Raw genomic sequence first — 26016 nt, 5'->3', positions numbered from 1 at the left:
ACCAGCTCGTTCATCCCCAGGAGCTTACTTTTAGTAAGTGACTGGGGTGACAAATCTGTCGGGAACAGATTTGAACGCTGTACACAGCGGCCCCGAAGGGGTGAGGCCCAGGGATGGGCCGAGTAGTTAAGTGCAGATAACAACGCTACAGCTTGAAAGACGACGGTTAAAGATTGAAGACAAATAAGAAGGCAGATGATGAGCGAAAAAATTACGGTTGGTGAGGCGATAGCCCGAACGTTGGAACAGTACGAGGTGGCGGCAATGTACGGCATCATCTCGATCCATAATCTGCCGATTGCCGATGCCGTTGGGCAGCGTGGCGCGATCCGTTTTGTTCCGGCGCGCGGTGAGGCAGGGGCCGTAACCATGGCCGATGCCCACGGGCGCTTTTCCGGTCTTGGAGTGGCGTTGACCAGTACCGGTGCCGGAGCGGGTAACGCGGTCGGTGCGATGATTGAAGCGCTGAATGCCAATACGCCGCTGTTGCATATCACCGGGCAGGTAGAGAAAGCCTATCTGGACACCGATGCCGGGTTTATCCACGAAACCAAGGATCAGCTGGGCTTCCTGCGTGCCTGCTCGAAACAGGCTTACCGGGTGAACTCGCCGGAGCAGGTGGTCGCGGTGATCCAGCGCGCCATTCTGGATGCGCAGACCGTGCCTTGTGGCCCGGTGGCGGTAGAGATCCCGATCGATATTCAGAACAGCCTGGTTCCCGCCAGTCTGGTAGGGAAGGTGGTACTGCCTCCTACGCTGCCTGCTGCGGATGAAGCGGCGGTTGAACGTCTTTACCAACAGTTGAAACGTGCCAAACGTCCATTGCTGTGGGTTGGTGGTGGTGCGCTGGCCTGCCGTGAGGCGGTGAAGCAGTTGGCGGATGCCGGTGTGGTGGTGATCTCCAGCACCCATGGGCGTGGGATTTTACCGGATAGCCACCCGCGCAGCCTGCGGGCTTTCCACAACTCGCCAAGCGTTGAGGCGATCCTGACGCAGTGTGATTTGACGCTGGTGGCCGGTTCCCGCCTGCGGAGTAACGAAACTCGGACCTGGTCGCTCCCACTGCCGCGCCCGTTGGTACAGATTGATATCGATCCGGCGGCGGCCAACCGTAATTATCTGGCGGATGAGCAGGTGTATGGCGACTGTTCCGCCTTGCTGAGTGCGCTGGCTGCACGCTTGGCACCCGGCGAGAAGGTGAATACCGAGTGGGATGCCGAGATTGGCCGTGCGGTTGAGTTAGCCGAAACGGCGCTGCGCCAGCAGTCGGGTGAATATGCCAAACTGAACGATGCCATCGCAGCCGCATTGCCGCAGGATGGCCTGCTGGTGCGTGACATCACCGTTTCTGGCAGCGTGTGGGGTAGCCGCCTGTTCCGGGCCATCTCGCCTTTATGCAACATTCACTCTCTGGCCGGAGCGATCGGCATGGGGCTACCGATGGCGATCGGCACGGCTATTGCCAACCCGCAGCGTAAGGTGGTTGGCTTGGTCGGGGACGGCGGTTTGGCGCTGGGCCTGGGCGAACTGGCAACCATGGCGCAGGAACAGGCCAATATCACCTTGCTGATCATGAACGACGGCGGTTATGGCGTGATGCGTGGCATTCAGGACAAGTATTTTGCCGGACGCCAGTATTATAACGAACTGCATACTCCGGCATTCTGCCAAGTGGCGGAAGCGATGGGGCTGAAAGCCTGGAAAGTGAGTGATGCCGCGCAGTTTGGTGGCGTGCTGGCGGAGGCGATTAATTACCCTGGGCCATCGGTGGTCGAAGTTGATATGAAAAGCGTTGGGCCGTTGACCTTCGCTGGCCCACCGCAGAAGCTGTACTGATCGCTTATTACCGTTGTTTCTGCGCGGGTTAGTCTCTTGATCAGAATTTCTGGTCAAGAGACTTTGCGAGTCAGATTCCGCATCAATGCGCTCATTATGTGAACCGATGAAAGCCTGTGGTAGGTTTTTTTATGTTAAGTCCAGGGATGACCAACATGAAAAAAACCACCCCCACTCTGCATGACGCAGTATTCAAACAGTTCCTCACCCACCCAGACACGGCTCGAGATTTTCTGGAGTTGCACTTGCCGCCTGCCTTGCTGCAATGTTGCGATCTGAACACGCTAAAACTAGAGTCCGGCAGTTTTATCGAGAGCGATCTGCGTGCTTACTACTCCGATGTGCTCTACTCGTTGCAAGCGGGCAAGGGAGATGGGTACGTCTATGCTCTCATCGAACATCAAAGCGCTCCCGACCAGCATATGGCATTTCGGCTGGTACGCTATGCGATTGCTGCGATGCAACGCCATCTTCAGGCTGGGCACGACCAGCTTCCGTTGGTGATCCCGATCCTCTTTTACCACGGGCAGGTAACACCTTATCCCTATTCCATGAGTTGGCTGGATGAATTCAGTGAACCCGAACTGGCCAGGCAGCTCTATGCTGGGCATTTTCCACTGGTTGACGTTACCGTCATTCCCGACGATGACATTATGCAGCACCGCCGCATGGCCATTTTGGAGCTGTTGCAAAAGCATGTGCGACAGCGTGATCTGTTCGAACTGCGTGAACAACTGGTCACATTGTTGCTAGCCGGATACACTACTAAAGATCAACTCAAATCGCTGATGAACTACATCCTGCAGGTGGGGAATACGACCGAACCGGAGAGACTGATCCGTGAGTTGGCCAGTCGCGTGCCACGGCATGAGGAGGAATTGATGACTATTGCAGAATATCTCGAGCAAAAAGGTTTCAAGCAAGGTATAGAGAAAGGCATTGAAAAAGGTATTGAGGAAGGCATCGAGAAAGGTGAGCGTGGAGCCGCTTTGAAAATAGCGGGTTCCATGTTGGCTGATGGTTTTGATCGCATTAAGGTGATGAAACTGACCGGCCTTTCAGAGAATGACCTGGCACAAATCAGCCACTAATCTTTTTACAGTACATAGAGGCATTACAGCCCGGCGATAAAGCTGTTTCTCAATGGCAAGCCATCCAGGTTCATGCTAGCGGTAAGAAAAGGCCCTCTCCCTTGATGGAAACTTCAGAGAGAGGACGCGAGCAGTTACTTCCCTGCGGCGATACGATCGCGAATGTGCTGAGCACGGGCTTCGGAAGCCGGATGGTCGTCAAACATGCTGCTCTGACGGCCAGCTTCCATTTTCGCCAGCTTCTCGAAGCTGGTGACCAGACCGTTAGGATTGATACCCCGTTTTTTCAACAGGTCGAACGAGTAATCGTCCGCTTCGCTTTCCTGTTTCTGCGAGAACTGAGCATTAACCAGTTTTTCGCCCAGATCGGCCAACTGCGACTGAGACAGTGAAGCCGCTATGCCGCCAGCAGAAGAGGCTGCGGTGCGCAGCGCCACGGTACCGTAGGCGACCTGCATGGCTTTACGAGTGTGGCCCAACGCAACGTGGCCCATTTCATGGCCCAGCACGCCTTCGACTTCGTTATCATCCATCATGTCCATCAGGCCGCTATAAACGCGGATGCAGCCGTTGGCCATCGCCCAGGCGTTGACGTCTTTGGTCACGTACACCTTGTAGTTTGCAGGGGTACCGTTGATATTATCCCCCAATGCTGCGGCAATCTTGTTCAGACGCTGAGTGTAGGTGCTATTTGCTGGTGCGATTTGTGCCTGGCTATCCATCTCTGTGCAGGATTTATCACTGAGTGCCTTGACGTCGTCATTGCTCAGTGTGGCTGCCTGGAATGCCTGTGCCCCTGACTGCATCAGGGTATCGGTGTTGAGGTTTTGGCAGCCGCTCAAAAGAGTAGTAATGCTAAGTGCAATCAACGAAGTACGGATCTTCATAACGCTATCTTCCTGTGATAGTAATGGGGGAATTGTGCCATAGTCTGTTGCTATTATTGCTGCGCACAGCCTAGTGTACGACAGGCCAGGCCGAAATAGTGTTATTCCGAAATGTGTTCCGAACGTGCCGTTTAATGATGAACTCGCTCTCATTTGGTATTAGGGATTGCCGTTTCAATGCCGAGTCTGAGAAAATAGAAATCTTGATCGCTTTTTTAATCCGACCTGGAGTAAAACATGTCCTCTCGTAAAGAGCTTGCCAACGCCATTCGCGCACTTAGCATGGACGCCGTACAAAAAGCCAATTCCGGCCACCCGGGTGCCCCTATGGGCATGGCAGATATTGCCGAAGTCCTGTGGCGTGACTACCTGAACCACAACCCGACTAACCCGCACTGGGCTGACCGCGACCGTTTCGTGTTGTCTAACGGCCATGGCTCAATGCTGATTTACAGCCTGTTGCACCTCACCGGCTACGATCTGCCGATGAGCGAGCTGGAAAACTTCCGCCAGCTGCATTCTAAAACTCCGGGTCACCCAGAATATGGTTATACCCCAGGCGTAGAAACCACCACCGGTCCACTGGGCCAGGGGATCGCCAACGCGATCGGTTTCGCCATTGCTGAACGTACTTTGGCCGCGCAGTTCAACCGCCCGGGCCACGAGATTGTTGACCACCACACCTATGCCTTTATGGGTGATGGCTGCATGATGGAAGGCATCTCTCACGAAGTCTGTTCCCTGGCCGGTACCATGAAGCTCGGCAAACTGACTGCGTTCTATGATGACAACGGTATCTCCATCGACGGCCACGTAGAAGGCTGGTTCACCGACGATACCGCCAAGCGATTCGAAGCCTATGGCTGGCACGTGGTGCGTGGCGTTGACGGCCACAACAGCGACTCTATCAAAGCCGCGATTGAAGAAGCCCATAAGGTCACCGACAAACCTTCCTTGCTGATGTGCAAAACTGTGATTGGCTTCGGTTCACCACATAAAGCGGGCACCCATGATTCCCACGGTGCCCCACTGGGCGCAGCCGAAGTTGCGGCTACCCGTGAAGCATTGGGCTGGAAATACGCTGCCTTCGAAATCCCGCAGGACATTTATGCCCAGTGGGATGCCAAAGAAGCTGGCAAGGCTAAAGAAGCCGCCTGGAACGAGAAACTGGCTGCCTACACCAAAGCCTTCCCAGAACTGGCCGCAGAATTCAAACGCCGCACCAGCGGTGAACTGCCAGCCAACTGGAAAGCGGAAGCGAAGAAATTCGTTGAACAGTTGCAGGCTAACCCAGCCAACATCGCCAGCCGTAAGGCATCACAGAACTCGCTGGAAGCCTTCGGCAAACTGCTGCCTGAATTCCTCGGTGGTTCTGCGGATCTGGCACCAAGCAACCTGACCATGTGGTCTGGCTCCAAGTCTCTGGGTGACGATCTGGCGGGTAACTACATCCATTACGGCGTGCGCGAATTCGGCATGACCGCCATCACCAACGGTATCGCGCTGCACGGTGGTTTCCTGCCGTACTCTGCGACCTTCCTGATGTTCGTGGAATACGCCCGTAACGCGGTGCGTATGGCTGCGCTGATGAAAATCCGCAACGTGTTCGTCTACACCCACGACTCTATCGGTCTGGGCGAAGATGGCCCGACGCACCAGCCGGTTGAACAGTTGGCCAGCCTGCGCGTGACTCCGAACATGAGCACCTGGCGTCCTTGTGACCAGGTTGAATCGGCTATCGCCTGGCAATACGGCATCGAGCGCAATGATGGCCCGACCACGCTGGTGTTCTCCCGCCAGAACCTGACCCAGCAGCCACGTACCGCCGAGCAATTGGCGAACGTTTATCGCGGTGGTTATGTGCTGAAAGACTGTGCAGGTACGCCGGATGTGATCCTGATTGCTACCGGTTCTGAAGTGGGCATCACCGTTGAAGCTGCCGACAAGCTGACCGCCGAAGGGCGTAAAGTACGTGTGGTATCCATGCCGTCTACCGACGCATTCGACAAGCAGGACGCGGCCTACCGTGAATCTGTGCTGCCTGCGGCAGTTTCTGCTCGCGTAGCGGTGGAAGCGGGTATTGCGGATTACTGGTACAAATATGTTGGCCTGAACGGCGCTATCGTGGGCATGACCACCTTTGGTGAGTCTGCTCCGGCAGAGCTGTTGTTCAAAGAGTTCGGCTTCACCGTCGACAATGTGGTGGCCAAGGCTAACGCGCTGGTGAAATAATACCCGTCGTCTTTCAAGCTGCAGCGTTGTTACCTGCGAACGTTAACCCCAGTCACTTACCAAAGTAAGCTCCTGGGGATTAACGTTCTTGTCGCCTAGCTGCAACTCGAAATCCATAGGGTATAGACACTGAGTTTAAGCGCGTCAGGGGCGAATATTCGCCCCTTATTTTTTACTCCCCGCCGACCAACCTTTCTCAATCCTCAGCCCAGGCAACATTAAGAAATCCTTAATGATTGGATAATCATGGCTGTTGCTGTCCAAAAATCGCCCAGCATCACAAAACAGCAACATAGCGAATTTACGGCATTGCTTAACCACCGCCATTCGCTATATGTTAATTTTTGGTTTTACAAATGTAACCAGGAGTTAATGGTATGTTTTTGAAGATTGGCGTATCCATGGCGGCAGCGGCCGTCTTAATCTCTGTTCCAGCTTTCGCGCAGTTCCCGGCTGGCTACCCGGCCGATTATCAAAAGATTGTCGATGCGGCGAAAAAAGAAGGCAAGGTGGTGGTGTATTCCACCACGGATACCAAAGCCGCAGGGCCACTGATCCAGGGGTTTGAAGCGCTGTATCCTGGCATCAAAGTAGAATACAACGATATGAACAGCACAGAGCTGTATAACCGCTATATCAGCGAGCAGGCGGCTGGGGGCACTAGTGGTGACGTGGTGTGGAGTTCTTCCATGGATACCGCGCTGAAGCTGGCCACCGACTATGCGCTGGAATATGCCTCGCCAGAGCTGGGGCAATTGCCTAAGTGGGCCGTGTGGAAAGATAAAGCCTATGGCACGACTTATGAGCCGGTGGTGTTTATCTACAACAAGCGTCTGATCCCGCAGGGTGAGGTACCAGACTCCCATACTGCGTTGGCTAAGCTGATTGCCAGCCAGCCGGATAAATTCAAAAAGAAAGTGACCACCTATGACATCGAGAAGTCGGGCTTGGGCTTTATGCTCTCGGTGCAAGACTTCAAGGCCGATCCAAACTACTTCGCTACCTTGGCCGATATCGCCAAGGGCGGGTTGGCCGTGCAGTCTTCCACCGGCACCATGATGGAAAGGGTCTCCTCAGGCGAAAACCTGATTGGCTTTAATATCCTGGGGTCTTATGCCGAGGCGCGAGCCAAAACCGACCCTTCACTCGGTATCTCGTATCCCAAAGACTACACGCTGGTGTTGTCACGCGTGACCTTTATCAGCCAGGAAGCGGCCAACAGCAATGCGGCCAAACTGTGGGTGAACTACGTGCTGTCTGAGCAAGGGCAGAACATCCTGGCTAACAAGGCGGATATCCCCTCCATCCGCAACGATATCGAAGGCAAGAACGACATCGACGGTATGACGCAGATGTTGGGCAAGGCGTTGAAACCGATCCCGGTAGACGAAAGCCTGCTGGAATATCTGGAACCTGCCAAACGCCTGGACTACATCAAACAGTGGCGTACTGCCGCCGCGAAGTGATGACGGGATTGAGACGCTTATGATGTATTGGTGAGCGTCCTGAGTTTCGGTTTTATTGTTCAAACAAGGACTATCCCCGGCAATCTTAGGATGCAGGGGATATCACCACGGGATAGTCTATGAAAGCATTGCGCAACAAGTGGCAGAGTCTGCCGCGCGGCTTGGTGGTGCTGATAACCGCGCTGGTTATCTACGTACCACTGTCGTTTATCGTGATCCAAAGCTTCCTTTCCGCGCCGTTTTTCTCACCCTCCAAGGTGTTCAGCCTTGAAGCTTTCCGGTTTATCTTTACCGACCCCGATTTCTACAAGGCGCTGAAAAGCGGGTTTATTCTGGCATTTGGCCTGGTGGTCATCTCCATTCCGTTGGGCGGCGTGCTGGCGTTTTTAATGGTGAGAACCGATCTGCCGGGCCGCCGCTTTATTGAACCGCTGATCCTGGTGCCGATCTTCGTCTCGCCGATGGTGTTGGGTTTTGGCTATGTGGTGGCCGCCGGGCCGGTCGGTTTCTTCTCGCTGTGGGCGGAATCCTTGCTGGGCTTTGTGCCCTGGAATATCTATGCGATGGGTAGCATCGTGGTGATCGCCGGGTTGACGCATGTTCCTCACGCTTATCTCTATATTTCATCGGCGCTGCGCAGCGTCGGCTCGGATGTCGAAGAGGCCGCACGCACCGCCGGGGCTTCTCCGCTACAGGTGATGACCGCCGTCAGCTTGCCCATGGTACGCCCGTCGATCCTGTATGCCAGCGTCTTGCTGTTCTTCCTTGGGCTGGAAGTGTTTGGGCTGATGCTGGTGCTGGGCGATCCGGAAGGCAACCTGGTGCTGGCGACTTACCTGTATCAACTGACCAACAAGCTGGGTACGCCGTCTTACCATCTGATGGCGGCGGTGGCGGTGGTATTGATCTGCATTACCATTCCGTTGGTGATGCTGCAACGGCGTCTGATGCGTACCGCCAACCGCTTTGTTACGGTCAAGGGAAAAGCCTCGCAGGCCCGCGCATTGCCATTGGGTAAATGGCGCTGGGTCGCGGGTGGCGTGGTGGTCTTGTGGCTTACCGTGACCATCGGTGTTCCGCTGGTGGGCGTGGTGTTGCGCGCCTTTATCTCCAACTGGGGTGTCGGGGTTTCCATTTGGGATGAGCTGTCACTCAACACCTTCCGCACCATTTGGCAGCAACCCAACCTGCTGCGGGCGATTGTCAACTCGATGGCGATTGGGGTGTTCGGTGGTGCGCTGGCGGTGGTCTGTTATCTGTTTATCGGCATTGCGATGCACCGTAAACCTGACGGCGTGACCCGTTTTCTGGATTACAGCGTACTGGTGCCGCGAGCGGTGCCTGGCTTACTGGCGGGCTTGGCCTTCCTGTGGGTGTTCTTGTTCCTGCCGATGTGGCTGGATAAATCGCTAAAAGCCGGTTGGCTCTCCGCGTTGCCGATCGCTGAATGGCTGCGTGAAAACCTGGTGGTATGGCTACGCTCCCTGCGCAGCACCATCTTCAGCGTCTGGCTGGCTTATACCGTGGTATGGATGGCTTATGGCCTGCGGCTGATCTCATCGACGCTGTTACAGGTTGCTCCCGAGTTGGAGGAGGCTGCACGCAGTACCGGAGCCTCTCGCGGGCAGATCACGCGCCATGTGACGATCCCGCTCTCCCGTTATGGTCTGATTGGTTCCTGGCTGCTGATGTTCCTGATCTTCGAACGTGAATATTCCACCGGGGTCTATCTGCTGTCACCGGGTACGGAAACCATAGGTTCCATGCTGGTTTCCCTGTGGGCGGCGGGGGCGATTGATATTGTCGCCGCGCTCTCTTTTATTAACATCCTTCTGGTCGTGTTAGGACTAGGGATTGCCCTGCGATTTGGAGTGAAAATACATGATTGAGCTTTCGGTAGATAACCTGCACCTGACCTACGGTGATAACCCGGTATTGAAGGGCGTTTCGATGCAGCTCAAACGGGGGGAGGTAGTTTCATTACTAGGGCCGTCAGGCAGTGGCAAAACCACCTTGCTGCGCGCGGTGGCCGGGTTGGAAAAACCCACCCAGGGGAAAATCGTCATTGGCAACAATACCGTTTATGATGGCACGGCGCGCAGCGAGATCCCGGCGGAAGAACGCAATCTGGGCCTGGTGTTTCAATCCTATGCGTTATGGCCCCACAAAACCGTGTTTGATAACGTGGCCTATCCGCTGAAATTACGCAAAACGCCTGCGGCGGAAGTTACTCAGCGTGTACAAGCGGTACTCGAACAGCTAGGTCTGGGACAGTTGGGTAAGCGTCATCCCCATCAACTCTCCGGTGGTCAGCAGCAGCGTGTGGCGATTGGCCGTGCGTTGGTCTATAACCCACCGGTGATCTTACTGGATGAGCCGCTATCTAACCTGGATGCCAAGTTGCGCGAGGAAGCGCGGGTGTTTCTGCGTGAACTGATCATCAAACTGGGTCTTTCTGCGCTGATGGTGACTCACGATCAGAACGAGGCGATGGCGATTTCCGATAGGATCCTGCTGCTCAATAACGGCAAGATCGAACAGCAGGGCACGCCACAGGAAATGTACGGCTCGCCTGCCACGCTGTTTACCGCCGAATTTATGGGCAGCAACAACCGTCTGTTTGGCAAGGTGACGGAGATCCGTGACGGTAACGCGCGGATCGAAGGTAAAGACTGGGTGCTGTGGGGGAAGGCCGGGGCTGGGTTAACCACCGGGCAGGAAGCAACGGCGGTGATCCGCGTTGAGCGCGTACGCTTAGGGGATGATCCGCAAGGCAATCAGATCGCGTTACCTCTGCTAACCAGCATGTATCTAGGTGACCGTTGGGAGTATCTGTTCCGCACGGTGGCAGAGGACTTCGTGGTGCGAGCTTATGGCACAGAAGTCCGTGGCCAAGAGATGTGTACGCTGTCTTTGCCCGCCGAACATCTGTGGATTTTCCCCAAGGCATAGAGCAGTGATAACGCAGGGCGCTGAGATCGCCCTGCGGACAACGAGATGCACTTAGCGGCGCAGTTGCGCGATCCGCGGGCAATTACCGGTTAAAGTTTAAAGTTAACCCCCCCTGCAGCAGCCAATGAAACAGTTCGCTGGTGCGAGTAAAGTTCAGTTTCTTCATCGCAGTGCGTTTATGTGAATGCACCGTTTTAACTTTCAGTTCCAGAATACGTGCCGTCTGCGATTGGCTAATCCCTTGCCGCAGATAATACAGAACTTGGCGCTCTCGTTCGGTCAGGCTCTGACGATGGCAGGCTGGGCAGTAATGGTGCGCCTCTTTTGGTGGCAGGGAACGCAATTGCATGGCTACTTTTACCATCCCCAGCATGTCGCCGAGGCTTTGGTTACGGTATAGCGTACTACTCTTGGCGATACAGCGGATGGGAGGAGTAAAGCGCCTTTCAGCTTTATCACGTATCACAAAATAGAGCGGTTGAGGTGCGTCAGCAGGAAAGTGCCGACAGATGTCGGTTCTTTCACCCTGATACAGCGCCTGAAAAATGATATCTGGCTTATCTACGGAGTAACCGATAAAAAAATCAACCTGAGTGTGCAGATCGGTAAAATATTCAATCAGTCCGTACTTCAGACCTGCTAAGAAGTAGCTATCGTGATCGTTTAATGAGATGGTTATTTTTTTCTTCATGGTCAAATTCCATTTAGCGTTGTGTCTATTTCAATTACCGCGAAGATCGTTTGGGTTGCTATAAAAGCAATGCGTTAGCTATAGGGGGTAACTTGTCTGTATAACATGTTATACAAACGCTTTTAATATGCCAAACTAACTCATTTAACCTCATTGTATTGGTTTTTTATCTTGAGAATTTAATCTTTACGGGGCAGTTGTTGGGTTGGTGGGTTGTTTCATGGCATAGCATTAGGCCTGTATGCTATGCCATTTGCGACTAAAGCGTGGTAGCAGCTCAGTGGAGGTGTTAGTCCTGCTTTATGCAGACCAGGAACGGATTGCTAAATCCCCTAATTAATAATGCGTTGTGGAATAAGGGCACTACTTCCGTATAAACATCAACGAGTTCAATCTCCGGCATGACATAATTTCGCCAGACGTTGCCCGGCGTGTTGTCGGCGGGATGGACTTGTTCATGAGTGAATTGGACATTGTTACCCCCCTTTATTTCTGATGGCGTGATGGAGAAGGTGATGTTGCGATCCAGCAGATAGCGGGTGTCATTTTCTTTGATCGAACCGGTGATGTAAAACATGCCGGATTTTGATGATGAAAATATGATGGTAGAGCTTGCCTTAAGTACAATATTACTTTTTGCTTTCACCTGTAACGACAATTGTTGAGTATCGCAGCGGAAAGGCTTTCTACCCTGATGATGAACGTTGAAGTACCACAGGCACATCAGTAGGACGATAAAGAGTAACGCTGCGCCAATAATTTTTTTCATTTCAGTTTACTCAATGGTTTTAAAAATTTTGCAATGCTGATAATCGCCTTCAGTTTGGTCTTTTTGACAGGCGGCCAGAAAAGTTATCTTCAATAGTTCGTTATCGGGCCGCTCTTCAGTATAAAAAATATCTTGCTCGACCAGGTCGCAATCCAGATTTTCTGACTCCAGTATCTTTTTTGCCCTAAGTTCTGAGCCGGGGACAGGGTCTTTTCTGATAGAGTAAATATCACATTGTTTATAGGAACCAATCAATTTTAACTGAGTTGAGGGTGTCCAAAGTAGTAAATACAGGCCGATGATACCCAATATTCCCACCAGTGCCAGGATAGGTATCATTATGGTTTTTATGGTCAATTTATCTGGCATGGCCAGTGGGAGAGTACCGACGGACTTTTCCTCTTTAAGAGCCCCTACCTTCTCTGGTTTCGTCACCACTTGTTCGACTTTCTTTATCTTGGTGTCGGCTTTTTGTTTTGGTGTGGGGTGGATATCTGCTTCCATTCTAAACCCTATTTTTGGTAGGGTTATAATGATGGGTTTTTCTAACCCCAGGCTAACAAATGATTTTCTCAAATCACTGATGCAATTGTTCAAGCCAGCGTTGGAAGCAGGAAAACCATAATCCTCCCACGCATTTTTCAGTAACGAATCACGAGATAAAGTATTACCGTTGTTTTTGATAAACTCATTAAGTACTCGACAAGAGGGTTTTGAGAGCTCAAGAGTCGTCTGATTATTATTGTTTAACGCGAGTGTTCGATACTCTGGATCGAAGACAACGATTAAATTTATGGTGTATTTCATTTTGTAATCAACGCCCTGGTAGCTGTTAATGAAAATTCTTTGCTAATTAAGAATAATCTCTCTTTGTAAAATTAGGATAAATCTAATTTAAGTATACATGGAGTGTCAAGCGTGATTTTTGAATTTATTTTTCACCAAGATTTACGTTGGTTTTTAATAAGTTAGAAATGCTGGGCGCTGATGATTATCTATTCTTTTTCGGAATTTAATGTTAATTAATTTGTTTTTTTAGATTAAAAATCTAATATTTGATGAAATGTTAGATTAATTTGCTGTTTGTTGAAGTTGTCCATAATATTTGTCGGGTCGCCGGATGTGGTGCGTAGTGGTCAACTAAAATTGGCCACCAAATTAGACTGTTCTTAGGGCGGCCGCTCGGATTCATTTGGTGTTAAACCGCCAAAGTCTCCATCAAGTGCCTATGCCTCATAACCTTCTGGGTGAAGGTGGCGGCACCAATAAAATACTATTAAGGATAAAGTAAAAATGGATATGAAAATGAATAAAACCTTGCTGGCTATTGTCATGGCTTTCGGTATGTCTTCTGTAGCGCACGCCGCCGATCAAGGGCACGGCAAAGTCACTTTTAAAGGTTCCATCATTGATGCGCCATGCTCAATCTCGCCGAAATCATCCGAGCAAACCGTCGAGCTGGGGCAGATCTCCAAGGCGGCGCTGGCTGACAGTGGTAAATCCACGCCACGCAACTTCTCCATCGATCTGGAGAATTGCTCTTTCGGTACGCCAGTCGCCAAGAACAAGGTGCAGGTGACCTTCACCGGCATGGAATCCGCCGCAAGTAATGGCCTGCTGGGCATCACTGGTACAGCTAAAGGTGCCAGCGTGGCAATCACTCAGGCTGATGGCAAAGTCATTGAACTGGGTGTACCAACCAAAGCGCAAGAATTGCAGAGCAACGCCAACAGCCTGAACTTTGCTGCTTACGTGCAGGGTGACGGTGCGTCTGCCACCATTACTGAAGGTGAATTCCAGGTTGTAACTAGCTTTAACCTGGCTTACAACTAAGTTGTCGTTTTAAGCTCTCTGATATTTATACCTATGCATGCAGGGTTTCTGCATGCATTTTTCAGGTGTTGTATTAAATGGCATATTTTCATGAGTGTTTAAATACGGAATTTATAGTGTTTTCTTGCCTATTACCCTTTAAGTAAAGACTGTCGATTTTATTATCACTGGCGCTTGGGTTAATAGGCAAGGGATTATTATAAATACATCTTTTCGTTCAGGTCGGATTGTTTCTGAGTAGTAGTCTCGAGCTGAAATTAAAGACGTTTAAATAAAAAGGGAAAGATATGGGGCTGTCTCCAGTTGGAAAAGTTGCGCGTCTGCAGTCGCTGGGGCTGTGTATTTCGCTGGCGTTGGGAACTCCACTGGCGATGGCCCAGACAGCCGACAATATTCAGTTCAATACCGATGTGCTGGATGTTAACGACCAAAATAACATCGATCTGAGCCAGTTCTCCCGAGGCGGTTATATCATGCCGGGCACCTACGGTATGACGGTGCATGTCAATAAGAACAAACTGCCGGAGCAACAAATACTGTTTTACGCGCCGGAAGATGACCCCAAGGGCAGCCGCGCCTGTGTCAGCAAGGCTCTGGTCGAACAGTTGGGCCTGAAAGAAGATGTGATGAAAGGCCTGACCTGGCGGCATCAGGGTGAGTGCCTGGACGAAGGTAGCGTGCACGGCATGGAAGTGCGTGGCGACCTGTCGACGTCTTCGCTCTACATGCGCATTCCGCAGGCGTACCTGGAGTATAGCGACGAGAGCTGGGACCCGCCGTCGCGCTGGGAAGAGGGTATTCCTGGGTTACTGTTGGATTACAACGTCAACGCCAACAGCCAGTATCAGCAACGGGACAGCAGTAAAGGTTACAGCGTCAGTGGTAACGGCACGGCCGGGGCTAATCTAGGCTCCTGGCGCTTGCGGGCAGACTGGCAGGCCAACTTTTCCCACCAGACCGCAGGCGAGCAGCAGACCCGCAAGCAGTTGGAGTGGAGTCGTTACTATGCCTACCGGGCGTTTCCCTCGTTGCGTTCCAAGCTGATGCTGGGTGAGAACGAATTGGACTCGGGCATGTTCGACAACTTCCGTTTTACCGGTGCCAGCCTGGTGTCTGACGACAATATGTTGCCACCGAACCTGCGGGGTTACGCACCAGAGGTGGTCGGCGTGGCTAAGACCAACGCTAAGATAGTCATTAGCCAACTGGGGCGGGTGCTGTACGAGACCACGGTTGCGGCAGGGCCGTTCCATATTCAGGACATCAATGATGCGGTGACCGGTGAGCTGAACGTACGGGTGGAAGAGCAGGACGGCAGCGTACAGGAGTTCGTATTGAATACCGCCAGCATTCCGTACCTGACACGGCCCGGTTCGGTGCGCTTCAAATTGACTGCCGGCAGGCCGTCCAACTGGCAGCATCATGCGCAGGGGCCATTGTTCGGTACTGGGGAGTTCTCCTGGGGGGTGAGCAACGGCTGGTCGCTATATGGCGGTGCACTGGCGGGAGGCGATTACAACGCACTTTCATTGGGTATCGGTCGCGATCTGCTGATGTTCGGAGCCTTGTCGTTCGACGCCACCCAGTCGCGGGCAAGCTTATCGCAGGAAGATGGCACACTAAGCGGAGGCTCATACCGCCTGAGCTACTCGAAGAGATTTGACGAATACGACAGCCAGGTGACCTTTGCTGGCTACCGCTTCTCGGATCGGAATTTTATGAGCATGGGTGAGTACCTGGACGCGCGTTACTACGGTAATCGCATGAATGGCAGCGGCAAACAGCAGTACACCATCACCTTTAATCAGCAATTCCGTGAATGGGGGCTGAGCAGCTATATCAACTACAGCCATGAGACGTACTGGGACCTGCCGGCCAACGACCGTTACAGCCTGACGCTATCGCGCTATTTCGATATTGGTCGTTTTCGCAACCTGAGTCTGTCCCTGTCGGCGTACAGAAACAACTACAACGGTATCAAGGACGATGGGGCGTACCTGTCGCTCTCAATGCCGTGGGGTGATAAAGCCACGGTCAGCTTCAGCGAAGCGGTGAGCCGCAACGACACCACGCATGCGGTGAGTTATTACGATCGTCTTGATGACCGCAGATCTTACCAACTGAGTACCGGCAGCTCACGCAGCGGGGTGAGGGCCAGTGGTTTCTACAATCACGAGGGCGGGCTGGCACAGATGAGCGCTAACGCGAGTTATCAGGAAGGAAGCTACAGCGCGGCGGGCTTGAGTCTTCAAGGTGGGATGACGCTGACGCCTGAAGGTGGAGCGGTGCATCGCAGCGGGACGGCTGGTGGCACGCGGTTGCTGATTGATACTCAAGGGGTTGCGGATGTGCCGGTGCGCGGTTACGGAAGCACCACCAACACGAACGCCTGGGGCAAGGCGGTGCTCGGTGATGTGAGCAGCTATTACCGCAACAGGGCGAACATCGACCTCAACCAGTTGGGTGATACCGCCGAGGCCACGCAGTCGGTGGTGGAGGTGACGCTGACCGAGGGAGCCATCGGCTACCGGAAGTTTGATGTGATTGCCGGTGCCAAAGCGATGGCGGTCATCAGACTGGCCGATGGCAGTGAGCCGCCGTTCGGTGCCACAGTGACGAATGTGCGCAAGCAGGAAACCGGCATCGTCAACGACGGCGGCAACGTTTACCTGACCGGTATTAACGCCGGAGAAAGCATGACGGTGCACTGGAGCGGCAGCGCGCAGTGCGAGGTACGGATGCCGACGCCGTTGCCAGCGGACATGCTGATGAACACCCTGCTACTGCCATGTCGGGCGCTGAGTGCCCAACCGCAGGCAACAGAGGGTAGCGTGCTGACGGCAAAGGAACAGAAAGGTTAGTCGACATAGTCGGCCGTGGCCATTCCGTTCCTGGCGGACGACTAGGGCGTACGGTTTTGACCGGGCGTCCCAAATAAACGAATACGACAGAGAGAACTAATGATGAGTAACCCGATGACCACCTCGTTCGCGAGGCACTTCAAATTCCTAGCGTCGATGGCAATGACCATCACCCTGCTGAGCGTACTGGTCGCTCCGTCGGCTATGGCGGCGATAGCCCTGGACCGCACCCGGGTGATATTCGACGGCAGTGTGACGTCGGTGAGCCTGGATGTCAGCAATCAGAATAAACAACTGCCGTACCTGGCACAGGGCTGGATTGAGGATGAGCAGGGCAACAAGATACAAAGCCCGCTTACCGTTTTGCCACCGGTGCAGCGCATCGAGCCGGGCAAGCCGAGTCAGATAAAAATTCAGGCGTTGCCGGCGGTGAAGCAGCTCAAACAGGACCGCGAGACGGTGTATTACTTCAACCTGCGGGAAATTCCGCCGAAGAGCTCCAGACCAAACACGCTGCAAATAGCGTTGCAGACGCGTATCAAGCTGTTCTACCGCCCGGCTGGCATCGCGATGGACAACAACGGTACGCCGCCACAGGAGCAACTGACCCTGAGCAAGCAGGGCGACAAATACGTGGTCAATAACCCGACGCCGTATTACGTGACCATCGTGGATGCGGGCAACAATAAGAAGGGGCCGGGCGTGAATGGGTTCGAACCGCTGATGGTGCCGCCGCAGGGCAGCTTGCCTCTGACGGTGAGTGCAACCGCCGTAGGCAGCAGCCCGGTGCTGACCTACGTCAATGACTACGGTGGTCGGCCACAGCTGAGTTTTACCTGCAGCGGTAGCATCTGCAAGGTGGTGCCGGAGAAAAAGGCGTAATGCAACCGCTGCCGGGTATCGGCTAGGCAAAAGGTGAGAGGGTATGGGCATCACACTCACGATGGGCGCCCCCCGCAAGAGCGGCGCAGGCTGACCGAGCTGAAGTATTACGGTGAGTGACACGGTTATCCCTGAGCGCCCACCAACGACCTGGTGGTAGTCAGCTATCGGCCCGTGATGGACTTTCATCTGAACTATGACTGAGGCAGGGCTATGAAGGGAACGATGCAATACCGAAAGACCGTCTGTTTGCTGTGTGGGATGTTGGTCACGTTACCGCAGATAGCAACGGGCGCTAATTCCGCCACTATCACCCTAAAGGTGACGGTAATCCAGCCGCCACCGTGCACCATCAACAACAATCAGCCGATAGAGGTGGAGTTCAGAGACGTAATGACTACCCGGGTGGATGGCAACAACTACCGGATGCCGGTGGATTATTCATTGTCCTGCACGACAGCTTCCTCCTCCGCGCTGAAGTTGCAGGTGCAGGGTAACGAGGCGAGCTTTGACAGCGAGGTGCTGGGGACCGACAAGGAAGGGTTAGGCATCAAGCTGCTACAGGACAGCAATAAACTGGCAATTAACAGTTGGCTGAACTTCACTCCCCCAAACACACCGAAACTGTGGGCCGTTCCGGTAAAGCAGAATAACGTTACCCTGAAGGCGGGCGAGTTCAGGGCGGGTGCGATAATGAAAGTGGATTATCAGTAACGGGAGTGGATCATGACCATAACGATAAAAGTCCTGTTAATGGCCAGCAGTCTGGTAGGTGTTACCACTACAGCACTGGCGCTGGAGCTTGAACGCGAGAGGGCGATGTCGTTCCATGGCACGCTGATAGAACCGCCGCCATGCACCATCGTCTCTATCAACGACGGAGACAGGATTGATGTGGATTTCGGTGATCGGGTAGGTGTCAACAAGGTGGATGGGGTGAACTACCGCAAGAGCATCAACTACCAGATAAGCTGCGAGGACGTCGGTAGCAGTAACTGGGCGTTGATGCTGAGTCTGAGCGGCAGCGTGGCGGGATTCGACGGTCAGGCGCTGCAGACTGACAAAGGGAACCTGGGTATCCGGATCTACCAGAATGATAAGCCGTTTACGCCGAACAGCACGCTGAAGATAAATTTGGCCAATCAGCCACGTCTGGAGGCGGTACCGGTGAAAAAAGCGGGTTCTAAACTGAATGAAGGCGCTTTCGAAGCGTGGGCGACGCTGCGTGCCGATTACCTATAAGGAGCCGAGATGAAACACAGTACAGTCCGTTATTTTGGCAGGACAGTGATTGTGGGGATGCTTGTATCCTTACTTGGCGCGCTGACGGCCAGCCCCACGCTGGCTGTGGGGGAAAATAACGTCCGCCTTTACGGATCCCTGGTGGCGGAGCCATGCGTCATTGCGCCGGGCAAAGAGGAAATCGTGCTGGATTTTGGCACGGTCATCGACAAGTACCTGTATCTGAACACTAGAACCATTGCGCAGCCCTTCAGCATTCATTTGGCCGAGTGTGATTTAAGCCTGGGCAAGACGATGAAAATTACCTTCATTGGCCCGGAAAACCCGGCGTTGAAAGGGCTGTTGGCTATCGATGGCAGCAGTAGCGCAAGTGGAATAGCTATTGGTTTGGAGACTACAGAAGGCAAATCGTTGGCTCTCAACAAGGGGAGCTATGTGCAAGGTCTGCAAACGGGCGACACGATTGTGGCGCTGAAGGCCTATGTGCAGGCGGAGCCGGACGCTATCACGAAGAGAAGTATCAAGCGGGGGACGTTCAGTGCGACAGCGACGTTCAGCCTGGAATATGAGTAATGCCCAATACCCACCGTCAGGTGAGACAGTGGTGAGCAATGTGCCAGAACTGGGCAGTAACTGCATGAAACATAAAGATAGAATATGGAGAATATGAGTGCATGTATAAATTACTTTGCTGCCTTGTCTGCCTTTTCCTATGTGCATCCGCACATGCCGTGAAGTGGCCCACTGTAGAAGGCTTAAGAATTACCAAATGCCAGACAAGCTGGAACGAGCAGGTTACACACTGTAGTCAGAACGTCTGGTACCAAGCGTCCGGCAGGACGATCATGGTGGAAGCTCCAGATCGGAGCGATCCTGGAGTGAACGACACAAGAGTACAACTATTTGGCATTTACTGTGGAAATGGCGGTGGGAGGGAGGGTAGACCGTTTACTTATTGTTACTGGAGCACAGACTACCTAGATGCTCCTAATGTTCCGTTTAGCGTCAAGTGTGAGACCACTTCGAGTAGCTCCTGGGTGCTCACTAGCGCTTCAACGTGCAGCTATAGCTCCAATGTGTATGGTCCGCATTATGGAGCAGGTCCGGGGGGGGAATGCCTTATGTTTGGGAAAGCGTCAAGTCCTGGTTCTAGGCATACAACAATATCGACCCCATGGGGCGATTTGTCCGCATTAACAGTCGCGAACTCCGGGAACACATACTGCATGAAGCCAGTAGCGCCCGATATCGAGTGCGAGATAAGCATACCTGGTGACGGGGTACTCCATCACACCAATATTAAGCCGTCACAAAGCGACGTGCTTACGTTGTCTGGAGAGCTGAACTGTGGTGGGAAACCTAAGGTGACTATTGTTGGTGGGGGCAACCTCATTCTTGGCAAAGGGGTAACGGTTGACCTGTCTGTGAGTGAGATTCAGGCGACACGATTTACCCTGACATCATCTTTGCGCACTAATAATGCTGAACCCGGAGAGTATCGCACTGCCGTCGTGCTTGTTGCCTCTCCATACTGACCATTGAGTGGTCAGTTACTACCGTAGGTTATGGTTTTCGAACGCGAGCATACTGCTAACTGAACATAAAAGGGGCGCACCGATCGGCACCCCTAAGAAGCACAATTACAGCTGAGTCAGTTTTTTCACTTCCAGACTGACCAGCTTCCCTTCCAATTCGGCCAGGAAGGCATCGTGGTAAGACATCGCCATATGCTCTTTCAGCGCCTGCTCAGAAGTCCAGCGCTCGATAAACACGAAAGCGCCTGGATGACCCTGCTCTTCATGCAAATCATATTGGATGCAGCCTGGCTCGGAACGGCTTGGGGCGACCATGGCGCGCACCGCTTTGTCTACCGCAGCACGGTGTTCTGGCATGGCTTTAATCAGGGCGACGACTTTGATTTCACTCATTTTGGTTCCTTGTAGAAAACAGTAAAAGGTAGAGAGGCTGCAGACATTTTCCCACAGGCCCACAAGAGGCAACGGCTAAGCGGGCGCAGCATGCAGCGCCCCTACGGTCGAACATCTGCGATCCCTACCCATTCAGTAATCTGAAGATAGAGAACATTTTCACCGGCATTTGCTTCACCCAACAAACGCTGGGTTCATTATGGAGAACTTGGCGTTACCGGCAAGTCATTTGCGTGTTGCAACCTAAATTCGGCTACCGGCGGTGGAGGGTAAAAATGTGCGCTAGATCATTTTATTTTCGCAAAGTCCCCCCGACATGACAGGCATCGCATTGCATCTGTTCCTTTTGGCAAAACTTTGGTTTATGCTCGGCTGAAGCGTTTCAGTTATCACTGTTGTCGGTGGAAATGCAGAGTGAGCGGTTGCGATGAGCAACGGGGTTTGACGAATAATGCAAAGCAGCGATTCACAGCAGGCGGTACGCTAAAGTACTCTAGGCGAGATAATCAGTCTGCGCGATCCTTGAAGTGGAACACCACCGCCAGGGAGCGCCCTTTTTCAGGGAGTAGCATGACCATCCGCATAGCGATAAACGGCTTTGGCCGTATTGGCCGCAGCGTTTTACGCGCACTGTACGAATCGGGACGACGCGCCGAAATTTCCGTCGTCGCTATCAACGAACTGGCACATGCCGAGGGGATGGCCCACCTGCTGAAATATGACTCCAGCCACGGCCGCTTTGCCTGGGATGTGCGCCAGGAATGTGACGTGCTGAGCGTGGGGGATGACAGCATTCGGCTGTTACATCAACCCGAGCTGGAACAGTTGCCTTGGGGCGAACTGGGCGTGGATGTGGTGTTGGATTGCAGCGGTGTGTATGGCAGTAGGGCAGAGGGTGAAGCTCATCTGGCGGCAGGGGCAAAGAAGGTGCTGTTTGCCCATCCGGGCGGTAACGATCTGGATGCGACCATCGTGTTTGGGGTTAACCACCAAACGCTGCGTGGCGAGCATCGCATCGTGTCCAACGCCTCCTGTACCACCAACTGCATTATTCCGATTATCAAGCTGCTGGACGATGCCTACAGCATTGAGTCCGGCACAGTAACCACCATCCACTCCTCGATGAACGATCAGCCGGTGATAGACGCCTATCATCAGGATTTGCGGCGTACCCGCGCGGCGAGCCAGTCGATTATTCCGGTCGACACCAAGCTGGCAGCGGGCATTACGCGCATTTTCCCGCAGTTTTGCGATCGTTTCGAAGCGATCTCCGTACGGGTGCCGACGATCAACGTCACGGCCATCGATCTTAGCGTCAGCGTGAGTTCGAAGGTGTTGGTCACAGAGGTAAACCAGCTGTTGCAAAAGGCGGCACAGGGATCATTTCGTGGTATAGTTGACTATACAGAACTACCATTAGTCTCGATTGATTTTAACCATGACCCGCACAGCGCCATCGTTGATGGGACGCAAACCCGGGTCAGTGGACAGCACCTGATCAAGACCTTGGTCTGGTGTGATAACGAATGGGGCTTTGCCAACCGGATGTTGGATACAACACGGGCAATGGCCGCAAGCGGTTTCTAGTAAGGCTCATCAACGTGGTGTTGATGCGTCGCTAAGGCAACTTTATAGAGAATCAACAAAGAGGGTTCACCATGTCTGTAATTAAGATGACCGATCTGGATCTGGCGGGTAAACGCGTTCTGATCCGTTCCGATCTGAACGTACCAGTGAAAGACGGTAAAGTGACTTCCGATGCGCGTATCCGTGCCTCCCTGCCGACTATCGAAGCTGCGCTGAAACAAGGCGCCCGCGTGATGGTAACTTCCCACCTGGGTCGTCCTACCGAAGGCGAGTACAACGAAGAGTTCTCCCTGCTGCCAGTAGTCAACTACCTGAAAGAGCATCTGAAATCCCCAGTCCGTCTGGCGAAGGATTACCTGGAAGGCGTTGACGTTGCAGAAGGTGAACTGGTTGTTCTGGAGAACGTTCGCTTCAACAAAGGCGAGAAGAAAGACGACGAAGTGCTGTCCAAGAAATATGCTGCGCTGTGCGACGTGTATGTGATGGACGCCTTTGGTACCGCACACCGTGCGCAGGCTTCTACACATGGCGTGGGCAAATTTGCTCCGGTTGCCTGTGCAGGCCCGCTGCTGTCTGCGGAACTGGAAGCCCTGGGCAAAGCGCTGGGTAACCCGGCTCGCCCAATGGTGGCTATCGTTGGTGGTTCTAAAGTTTCTACCAAACTGACCGTGCTGGATTCTCTGTCCAAGATCGCCGATCAGCTGATCGTTGGTGGCGGCATTGCTAACACCTTCGTGGCGGCGCAAGGGAATAACGTGGGGCAGTCCCTGTACGAACCCGATCTGATCCCGAACGCGCAAAAACTGTTGGAAACCTGCGATATTCCGGTGCCAACCGACGTACGCGTAGCGACCGAGTTCTCTGAAACCGCAGTGGCCACGGTGAAGCAGGCCAACGAGATCCAAGACCACGAGCAAATTCTGGATATGGGCGATGTCTCTGCCGAGCGTCTGGCCGTTATCCTGAAGAACGCCAAAACCATTCTGTGGAATGGCCCGGTTGGCGTATTCGAGTTCCCTAACTTCCGTCGGGGCACCGAAATCGTTGCACGCGCTATCGCAGATAGCGAAGCCTTCTCCATTGCAGGCGGCGGCGACACCCTGGCAGCTATCGATCTGTTCGGTATCGCTGACAAAATCTCCTACATCTCTACCGGCGGCGGCGCCTTCCTGGAATTCGTTGAAGGGAAACCACTGCCAGCAGTAGTGATGCTGGAAGAGCGCGCTAAGCAGTAATTAAGATAACGGGGGGCGCAAGCCGCCCGTTTGTTTTATGCCCCCAGCTTGGCTGCGGGGTAAAAATCGATATTTATCCATCGCTACCACTAGCTTGCAGGCTGTAGCTTGCAAGACGACGGGTATACGGCCAACGAAACAGGACGACGTCTAATGTCTAAAATTTTTGATTTCGTAAAACCAGGTGTCATCACAGGTGATGACGTGCAGAAAGTCTTCGCAGTTGCCAAAGAGAACAACTTTGCGCTGCCAGCGGTAAACTGCGTGGGTACTGACTCCATCAACGCCGTGCTGGAAACTGCTGCCAAGGTGCGTGCTCCAGTTATCGTTCAGTTCTCTAACGGTGGTGCTGGCTTTATCGCGGGTAAAGGTATCAAAACTGACGTGCCACAAGGTGCTGCGATCCTGGGCGCAATCTCTGGCGCACATCATGTGCATCAGATGGCTGAACATTACGGCGTGCCAGTGATCCTGCACACCGACCACTGCGCGAAGAAACTGCTGCCATGGTTAGACGGCCTGTTGGACGCGGGTGAGAAGCACTTCGCGGCGACCGGTAAGCCACTGTTCTCTTCTCACATGATCGACCTGTCTGAAGAGTCACTGGAAGAAAACATCGAAATTTGCAGCAAGTACCTGACTCGCATGGCGAAGATCGGTATGACCCTGGAAATCGAACTGGGTTGCACCGGTGGTGAAGAAGATGGCGTAGATAACAGCCATATGGACGCTTCTTCCCTGTACACTCAGCCACAAGACGTTGATTACGCGTACGAAAAACTGAACGCTATCAGCCCACGCTTCACCATCGCTGCCTCTTTCGGCAACGTACACGGCGTTTACAAGCCAGGCAACGTGAAACTGACTCCAACCATTCTGCGTGATTCTCAGGACTATGTTTCCAAGAAACACAACCTGCCGCACAATGCGTTGAACTTCGTGTTCCACGGTGGTTCAGGTTCTACCGCGGCAGAAATCAAAGAAGCGGTCAGCTACGGCGTAGTGAAAATGAACATCGATACCGACACCCAGTGGGCAACTTGGGAAGGTATCCTGAACTACTACAAAAAGAACGAAGGCTATCTGCAGGGCCAACTGGGTAACCCAGAAGGTGTCGACAAGCCGAACAAGAAATACTACGATCCACGCGTATGGACTCGTGCTGCCCAGTCTTCCATGATCACCCGTCTGGAACTGGCATTCAAAGAACTGAACGCGGTAGACGTGCTGTAATATCGTCCCTCCGTTCATTACGCTAAAAGGCTCCCTTGGGAGCCTTTTCTTTTTTTGATGATAAAGCTAAGCATGCAGCACCCGTTCACCTAATCAGCTACCCCAATAACCCCGCCCCGACGTTAATCGACAATCCCAGTATCAAGATTCAAACAGGATGGCCAGAATACTCACCACGCAGCCCAAACTGACCAGTTTCATCATAGTTGACCTGACTGGCGCTGTTCACGTGCCATTAAAGGGAATTGCTATGTGGTTATACCAAAGGAGTTTTTTCCTATGACGATTGGCGTCGGGTTGAAATGTTGCATACCCTTAAGCTGCGGTTTCCTGACCGACATTAAGTGTTGGTTTATTTCGCCTATTCCCGCTATTTGGGGGAAATAAAGTAGGAATACATGAATGGAAGATCTCAACGTTGTAGAAGGCATTAATCATGCCGGCAGTTGGTTGATAGATCATCAGGATCTGTTGATTCGTTATGCGGTTAACATCGTTACTGCGCTTGCTATTTTCATTATTGGTTCGATCATTGCCCGTGTTGTCAGCAATATGCTCACTCGCGTATTGAGGCTGCGGGGTATTGATTTCACCGTTTCTGGCTTCCTGGCAGCGATGGTGCGTTACAGCATTCTGGTCTTCACCTTCATTGCCGTATTGGGGCGTGTGGGGGTGCAGACCACCTCGTTGATTGCGGTGCTGGGGGCTGCTGGGTTGGCGATTGGTTTGGCGCTACAGGGGTCACTGTCCAACTTTGCCGCCGGGGTGGTGCTAGTGGTCTTTCGCCCGATGCGCGCAGGTGAGTATGTCGATCTGGGAAGTGTAGCCGGTACGGTCGATCAGGTGCATATTTTCTCTACCACTCTGCGTACTTCCGATAACAAAACCATTATAGTGCCCAATGGAAAAATCATCGCTGGCAATATCATCAACTATTCCCGTGAACCCAACCGCCGCGTGGATATTGTGGTCGGAGTGGCCTATGACGCCGATATTGATGTAGTGAAAAAAGTGCTGGGTGACGTGATTGCGGGCGATAAGCGCATCATGCACGACAAAGGTGTCACCGTACGTTTAAACGAAATGGCTCCGTCCTCACTGAATTTTGTGACTCGCTCCTGGACCACCAATGCGGAGTATTGGAATGTCTATTTTGACTTGATGGAAAACTTTAAGCGTCAGTTAGATGCCCACAAGATTGGCATTCCCTATCCGCAAATGGATGTGCATGTGCGCCACGTAGAGAAATCGCCCGAACAACCGGAATAATGGCACCCTGTATCGGTAGCAT

At 53.0% G+C, this 26016-nt stretch carries 22 protein-coding genes; 17 read left to right on the top strand and 5 right to left on the bottom strand.

The features are described 5' to 3' along the window. Positions 1–198 precede the first annotated feature (198 nt). Together KAJ71_RS11765 and KAJ71_RS11760 are read left to right on the top strand one after the other, a co-directional pair. Positions 199–1836, top strand: a complete 1638-nt coding sequence (locus tag KAJ71_RS11765) for a thiamine pyrophosphate-binding protein (RefSeq protein WP_248946013.1) — start codon at positions 199–201, stop codon at positions 1834–1836. A gap of 146 nt (positions 1837–1982) precedes the next feature. Beyond that, positions 1983–2927 carry an Rpn family recombination-promoting nuclease/putative transposase gene (locus tag KAJ71_RS11760; protein ID WP_248946012.1) on the top strand — a complete coding sequence of 315 codons (945 nt, stop codon included), beginning with the start codon at positions 1983–1985 and terminating at the stop codon, positions 2925–2927. A gap of 134 nt (positions 2928–3061) precedes the next feature. Here KAJ71_RS11760 and loiP read toward each other — a convergent pair whose 3' ends face one another. Then, a complete protein-coding gene (loiP, locus tag KAJ71_RS11755) occupies positions 3062–3814 on the bottom strand; it encodes a metalloprotease LoiP (protein WP_248945903.1) in 753 nt (250 codons plus the stop codon). A 237-nt stretch (positions 3815–4051) separates the two neighbouring features. On the opposite strand from loiP, the gene tkt reads away from it, so the two are divergent. The 4 genes from tkt (at position 4052) to KAJ71_RS11735 (ending at position 10464) form a co-directional block, all read left to right on the top strand. Further along, positions 4052–6046: a transketolase gene (gene tkt / locus KAJ71_RS11750; protein WP_248945902.1), complete on the top strand. Its 1995-nt coding sequence runs from the start codon at positions 4052–4054 to the stop codon at positions 6044–6046. Positions 6047–6423: 377 nt separating this feature from the next. Next, positions 6424–7512: an ABC transporter substrate-binding protein gene (locus tag KAJ71_RS11745; protein WP_248945901.1), complete on the top strand. Its 1089-nt coding sequence runs from the start codon at positions 6424–6426 to the stop codon at positions 7510–7512. Between the two features lie 119 nt (positions 7513–7631). After that, positions 7632–9401: an ABC transporter permease gene (locus KAJ71_RS11740; protein WP_074029700.1), complete on the top strand. Its 1770-nt coding sequence runs from the start codon at positions 7632–7634 to the stop codon at positions 9399–9401. After that, on the top strand, positions 9394–10464 hold the full coding sequence (locus KAJ71_RS11735; protein ID WP_248945900.1) for an ABC transporter ATP-binding protein: 1071 nt from the start codon (positions 9394–9396) through the stop codon (positions 10462–10464). Before KAJ71_RS11740 ends, KAJ71_RS11735 begins: the two co-directional genes overlap by 8 nt. 82 nt (positions 10465–10546) lie before the next feature. On the opposite strand, the gene KAJ71_RS11730 is transcribed toward KAJ71_RS11735, so the two are convergent. The 3 genes from KAJ71_RS11730 to KAJ71_RS11720 form a co-directional block, all read right to left on the bottom strand. Next, positions 10547–11155, bottom strand: a complete 609-nt coding sequence (locus tag KAJ71_RS11730) for a helix-turn-helix transcriptional regulator (protein ID WP_248945899.1) — start codon at positions 11153–11155, stop codon at positions 10547–10549. A gap of 289 nt (positions 11156–11444) precedes the next feature. Further along, on the bottom strand, positions 11445–11924 hold the full coding sequence (locus tag KAJ71_RS11725) for a FidL-like protein (protein ID WP_248945898.1): 480 nt from the start codon (positions 11922–11924) through the stop codon (positions 11445–11447). A 6-nt stretch (positions 11925–11930) separates the two neighbouring features. Continuing rightward, positions 11931–12731 carry a winged helix-turn-helix domain-containing protein gene (locus tag KAJ71_RS11720; RefSeq protein ID WP_248945897.1) on the bottom strand — a complete coding sequence of 267 codons (801 nt, stop codon included), beginning with the start codon at positions 12729–12731 and terminating at the stop codon, positions 11931–11933. Between the two features lie 492 nt (positions 12732–13223). Between KAJ71_RS11720 and KAJ71_RS11715 the strand changes: the two genes are divergently transcribed. The 7 genes from KAJ71_RS11715 to KAJ71_RS11685 all read left to right on the top strand — a co-directional run bounded on the left by KAJ71_RS11715 (position 13224) and on the right by KAJ71_RS11685 (position 20277). Further along, complete coding sequence (locus KAJ71_RS11715; protein ID WP_248946011.1) at positions 13224–13757, top strand: fimbrial protein; 534 nt, start codon at positions 13224–13226, stop codon at positions 13755–13757. Between the two features lie 287 nt (positions 13758–14044). Next, on the top strand, positions 14045–16618 hold the full coding sequence (locus KAJ71_RS11710) for an outer membrane usher protein (RefSeq protein WP_248945896.1): 2574 nt from the start codon (positions 14045–14047) through the stop codon (positions 16616–16618). Positions 16619–16774: 156 nt separating this feature from the next. Continuing rightward, entirely contained in the window at positions 16775–17500 is a 726-nt protein-coding gene (locus tag KAJ71_RS11705) for a fimbria/pilus periplasmic chaperone (RefSeq protein ID WP_248946010.1), read from the top strand. A 225-nt stretch (positions 17501–17725) separates the two neighbouring features. Next, positions 17726–18214 (top strand): fimbrial protein, encoded by a 489-nt coding sequence (locus KAJ71_RS11700; protein ID WP_248945895.1) that lies wholly within the window; start codon positions 17726–17728, stop codon positions 18212–18214. A 12-nt stretch (positions 18215–18226) separates the two neighbouring features. Next, complete coding sequence (locus KAJ71_RS11695) at positions 18227–18742, top strand: fimbrial protein (RefSeq protein ID WP_248945894.1); 516 nt, start codon at positions 18227–18229, stop codon at positions 18740–18742. A gap of 57 nt (positions 18743–18799) precedes the next feature. Beyond that, a complete protein-coding gene (locus tag KAJ71_RS11690) occupies positions 18800–19315 on the top strand; it encodes a fimbrial protein (protein WP_248946009.1) in 516 nt (171 codons plus the stop codon). Between the two features lie 653 nt (positions 19316–19968). Beyond that, positions 19969–20277, top strand: a complete 309-nt coding sequence (locus KAJ71_RS11685) for a hypothetical protein (protein WP_248945893.1) — start codon at positions 19969–19971, stop codon at positions 20275–20277. 105 nt (positions 20278–20382) lie between these two features. Here KAJ71_RS11685 and KAJ71_RS11680 read toward each other — a convergent pair whose 3' ends face one another. Continuing rightward, positions 20383–20670 (bottom strand): putative quinol monooxygenase, encoded by a 288-nt coding sequence (locus KAJ71_RS11680; RefSeq protein ID WP_021806219.1) that lies wholly within the window; start codon positions 20668–20670, stop codon positions 20383–20385. A gap of 570 nt (positions 20671–21240) precedes the next feature. On the opposite strand from KAJ71_RS11680, the gene epd reads away from it, so the two are divergent. The 4 genes from epd to mscS all read left to right on the top strand — a co-directional run bounded on the left by epd (position 21241) and on the right by mscS (position 25994). Then, on the top strand, positions 21241–22257 hold the full coding sequence (epd, locus tag KAJ71_RS11675) for an erythrose-4-phosphate dehydrogenase (RefSeq protein WP_248945892.1): 1017 nt from the start codon (positions 21241–21243) through the stop codon (positions 22255–22257). Positions 22258–22328: 71 nt separating this feature from the next. Next, entirely contained in the window at positions 22329–23492 is a 1164-nt protein-coding gene (gene pgk, locus KAJ71_RS11670; protein WP_248945891.1) for a phosphoglycerate kinase, read from the top strand. A gap of 153 nt (positions 23493–23645) precedes the next feature. Then, positions 23646–24725 carry a class II fructose-bisphosphate aldolase gene (fbaA, locus tag KAJ71_RS11665; RefSeq protein ID WP_248945890.1) on the top strand — a complete coding sequence of 360 codons (1080 nt, stop codon included), beginning with the start codon at positions 23646–23648 and terminating at the stop codon, positions 24723–24725. Positions 24726–25127: 402 nt separating this feature from the next. Further along, on the top strand, positions 25128–25994 hold the full coding sequence (mscS, locus tag KAJ71_RS11660; protein WP_248945889.1) for a small-conductance mechanosensitive channel MscS: 867 nt from the start codon (positions 25128–25130) through the stop codon (positions 25992–25994). The last annotated feature ends 22 nt before the right edge of the window (positions 25995–26016 follow it).

It is taken from the genome of Serratia silvae, assembly GCF_023282985.1.
In the GTDB taxonomy this organism is placed as follows: domain Bacteria; phylum Pseudomonadota; class Gammaproteobacteria; order Enterobacterales; family Enterobacteriaceae; genus Chania; species Chania silvae.
This window is presented reverse-complemented; position numbering and strand designations above follow the sequence as displayed.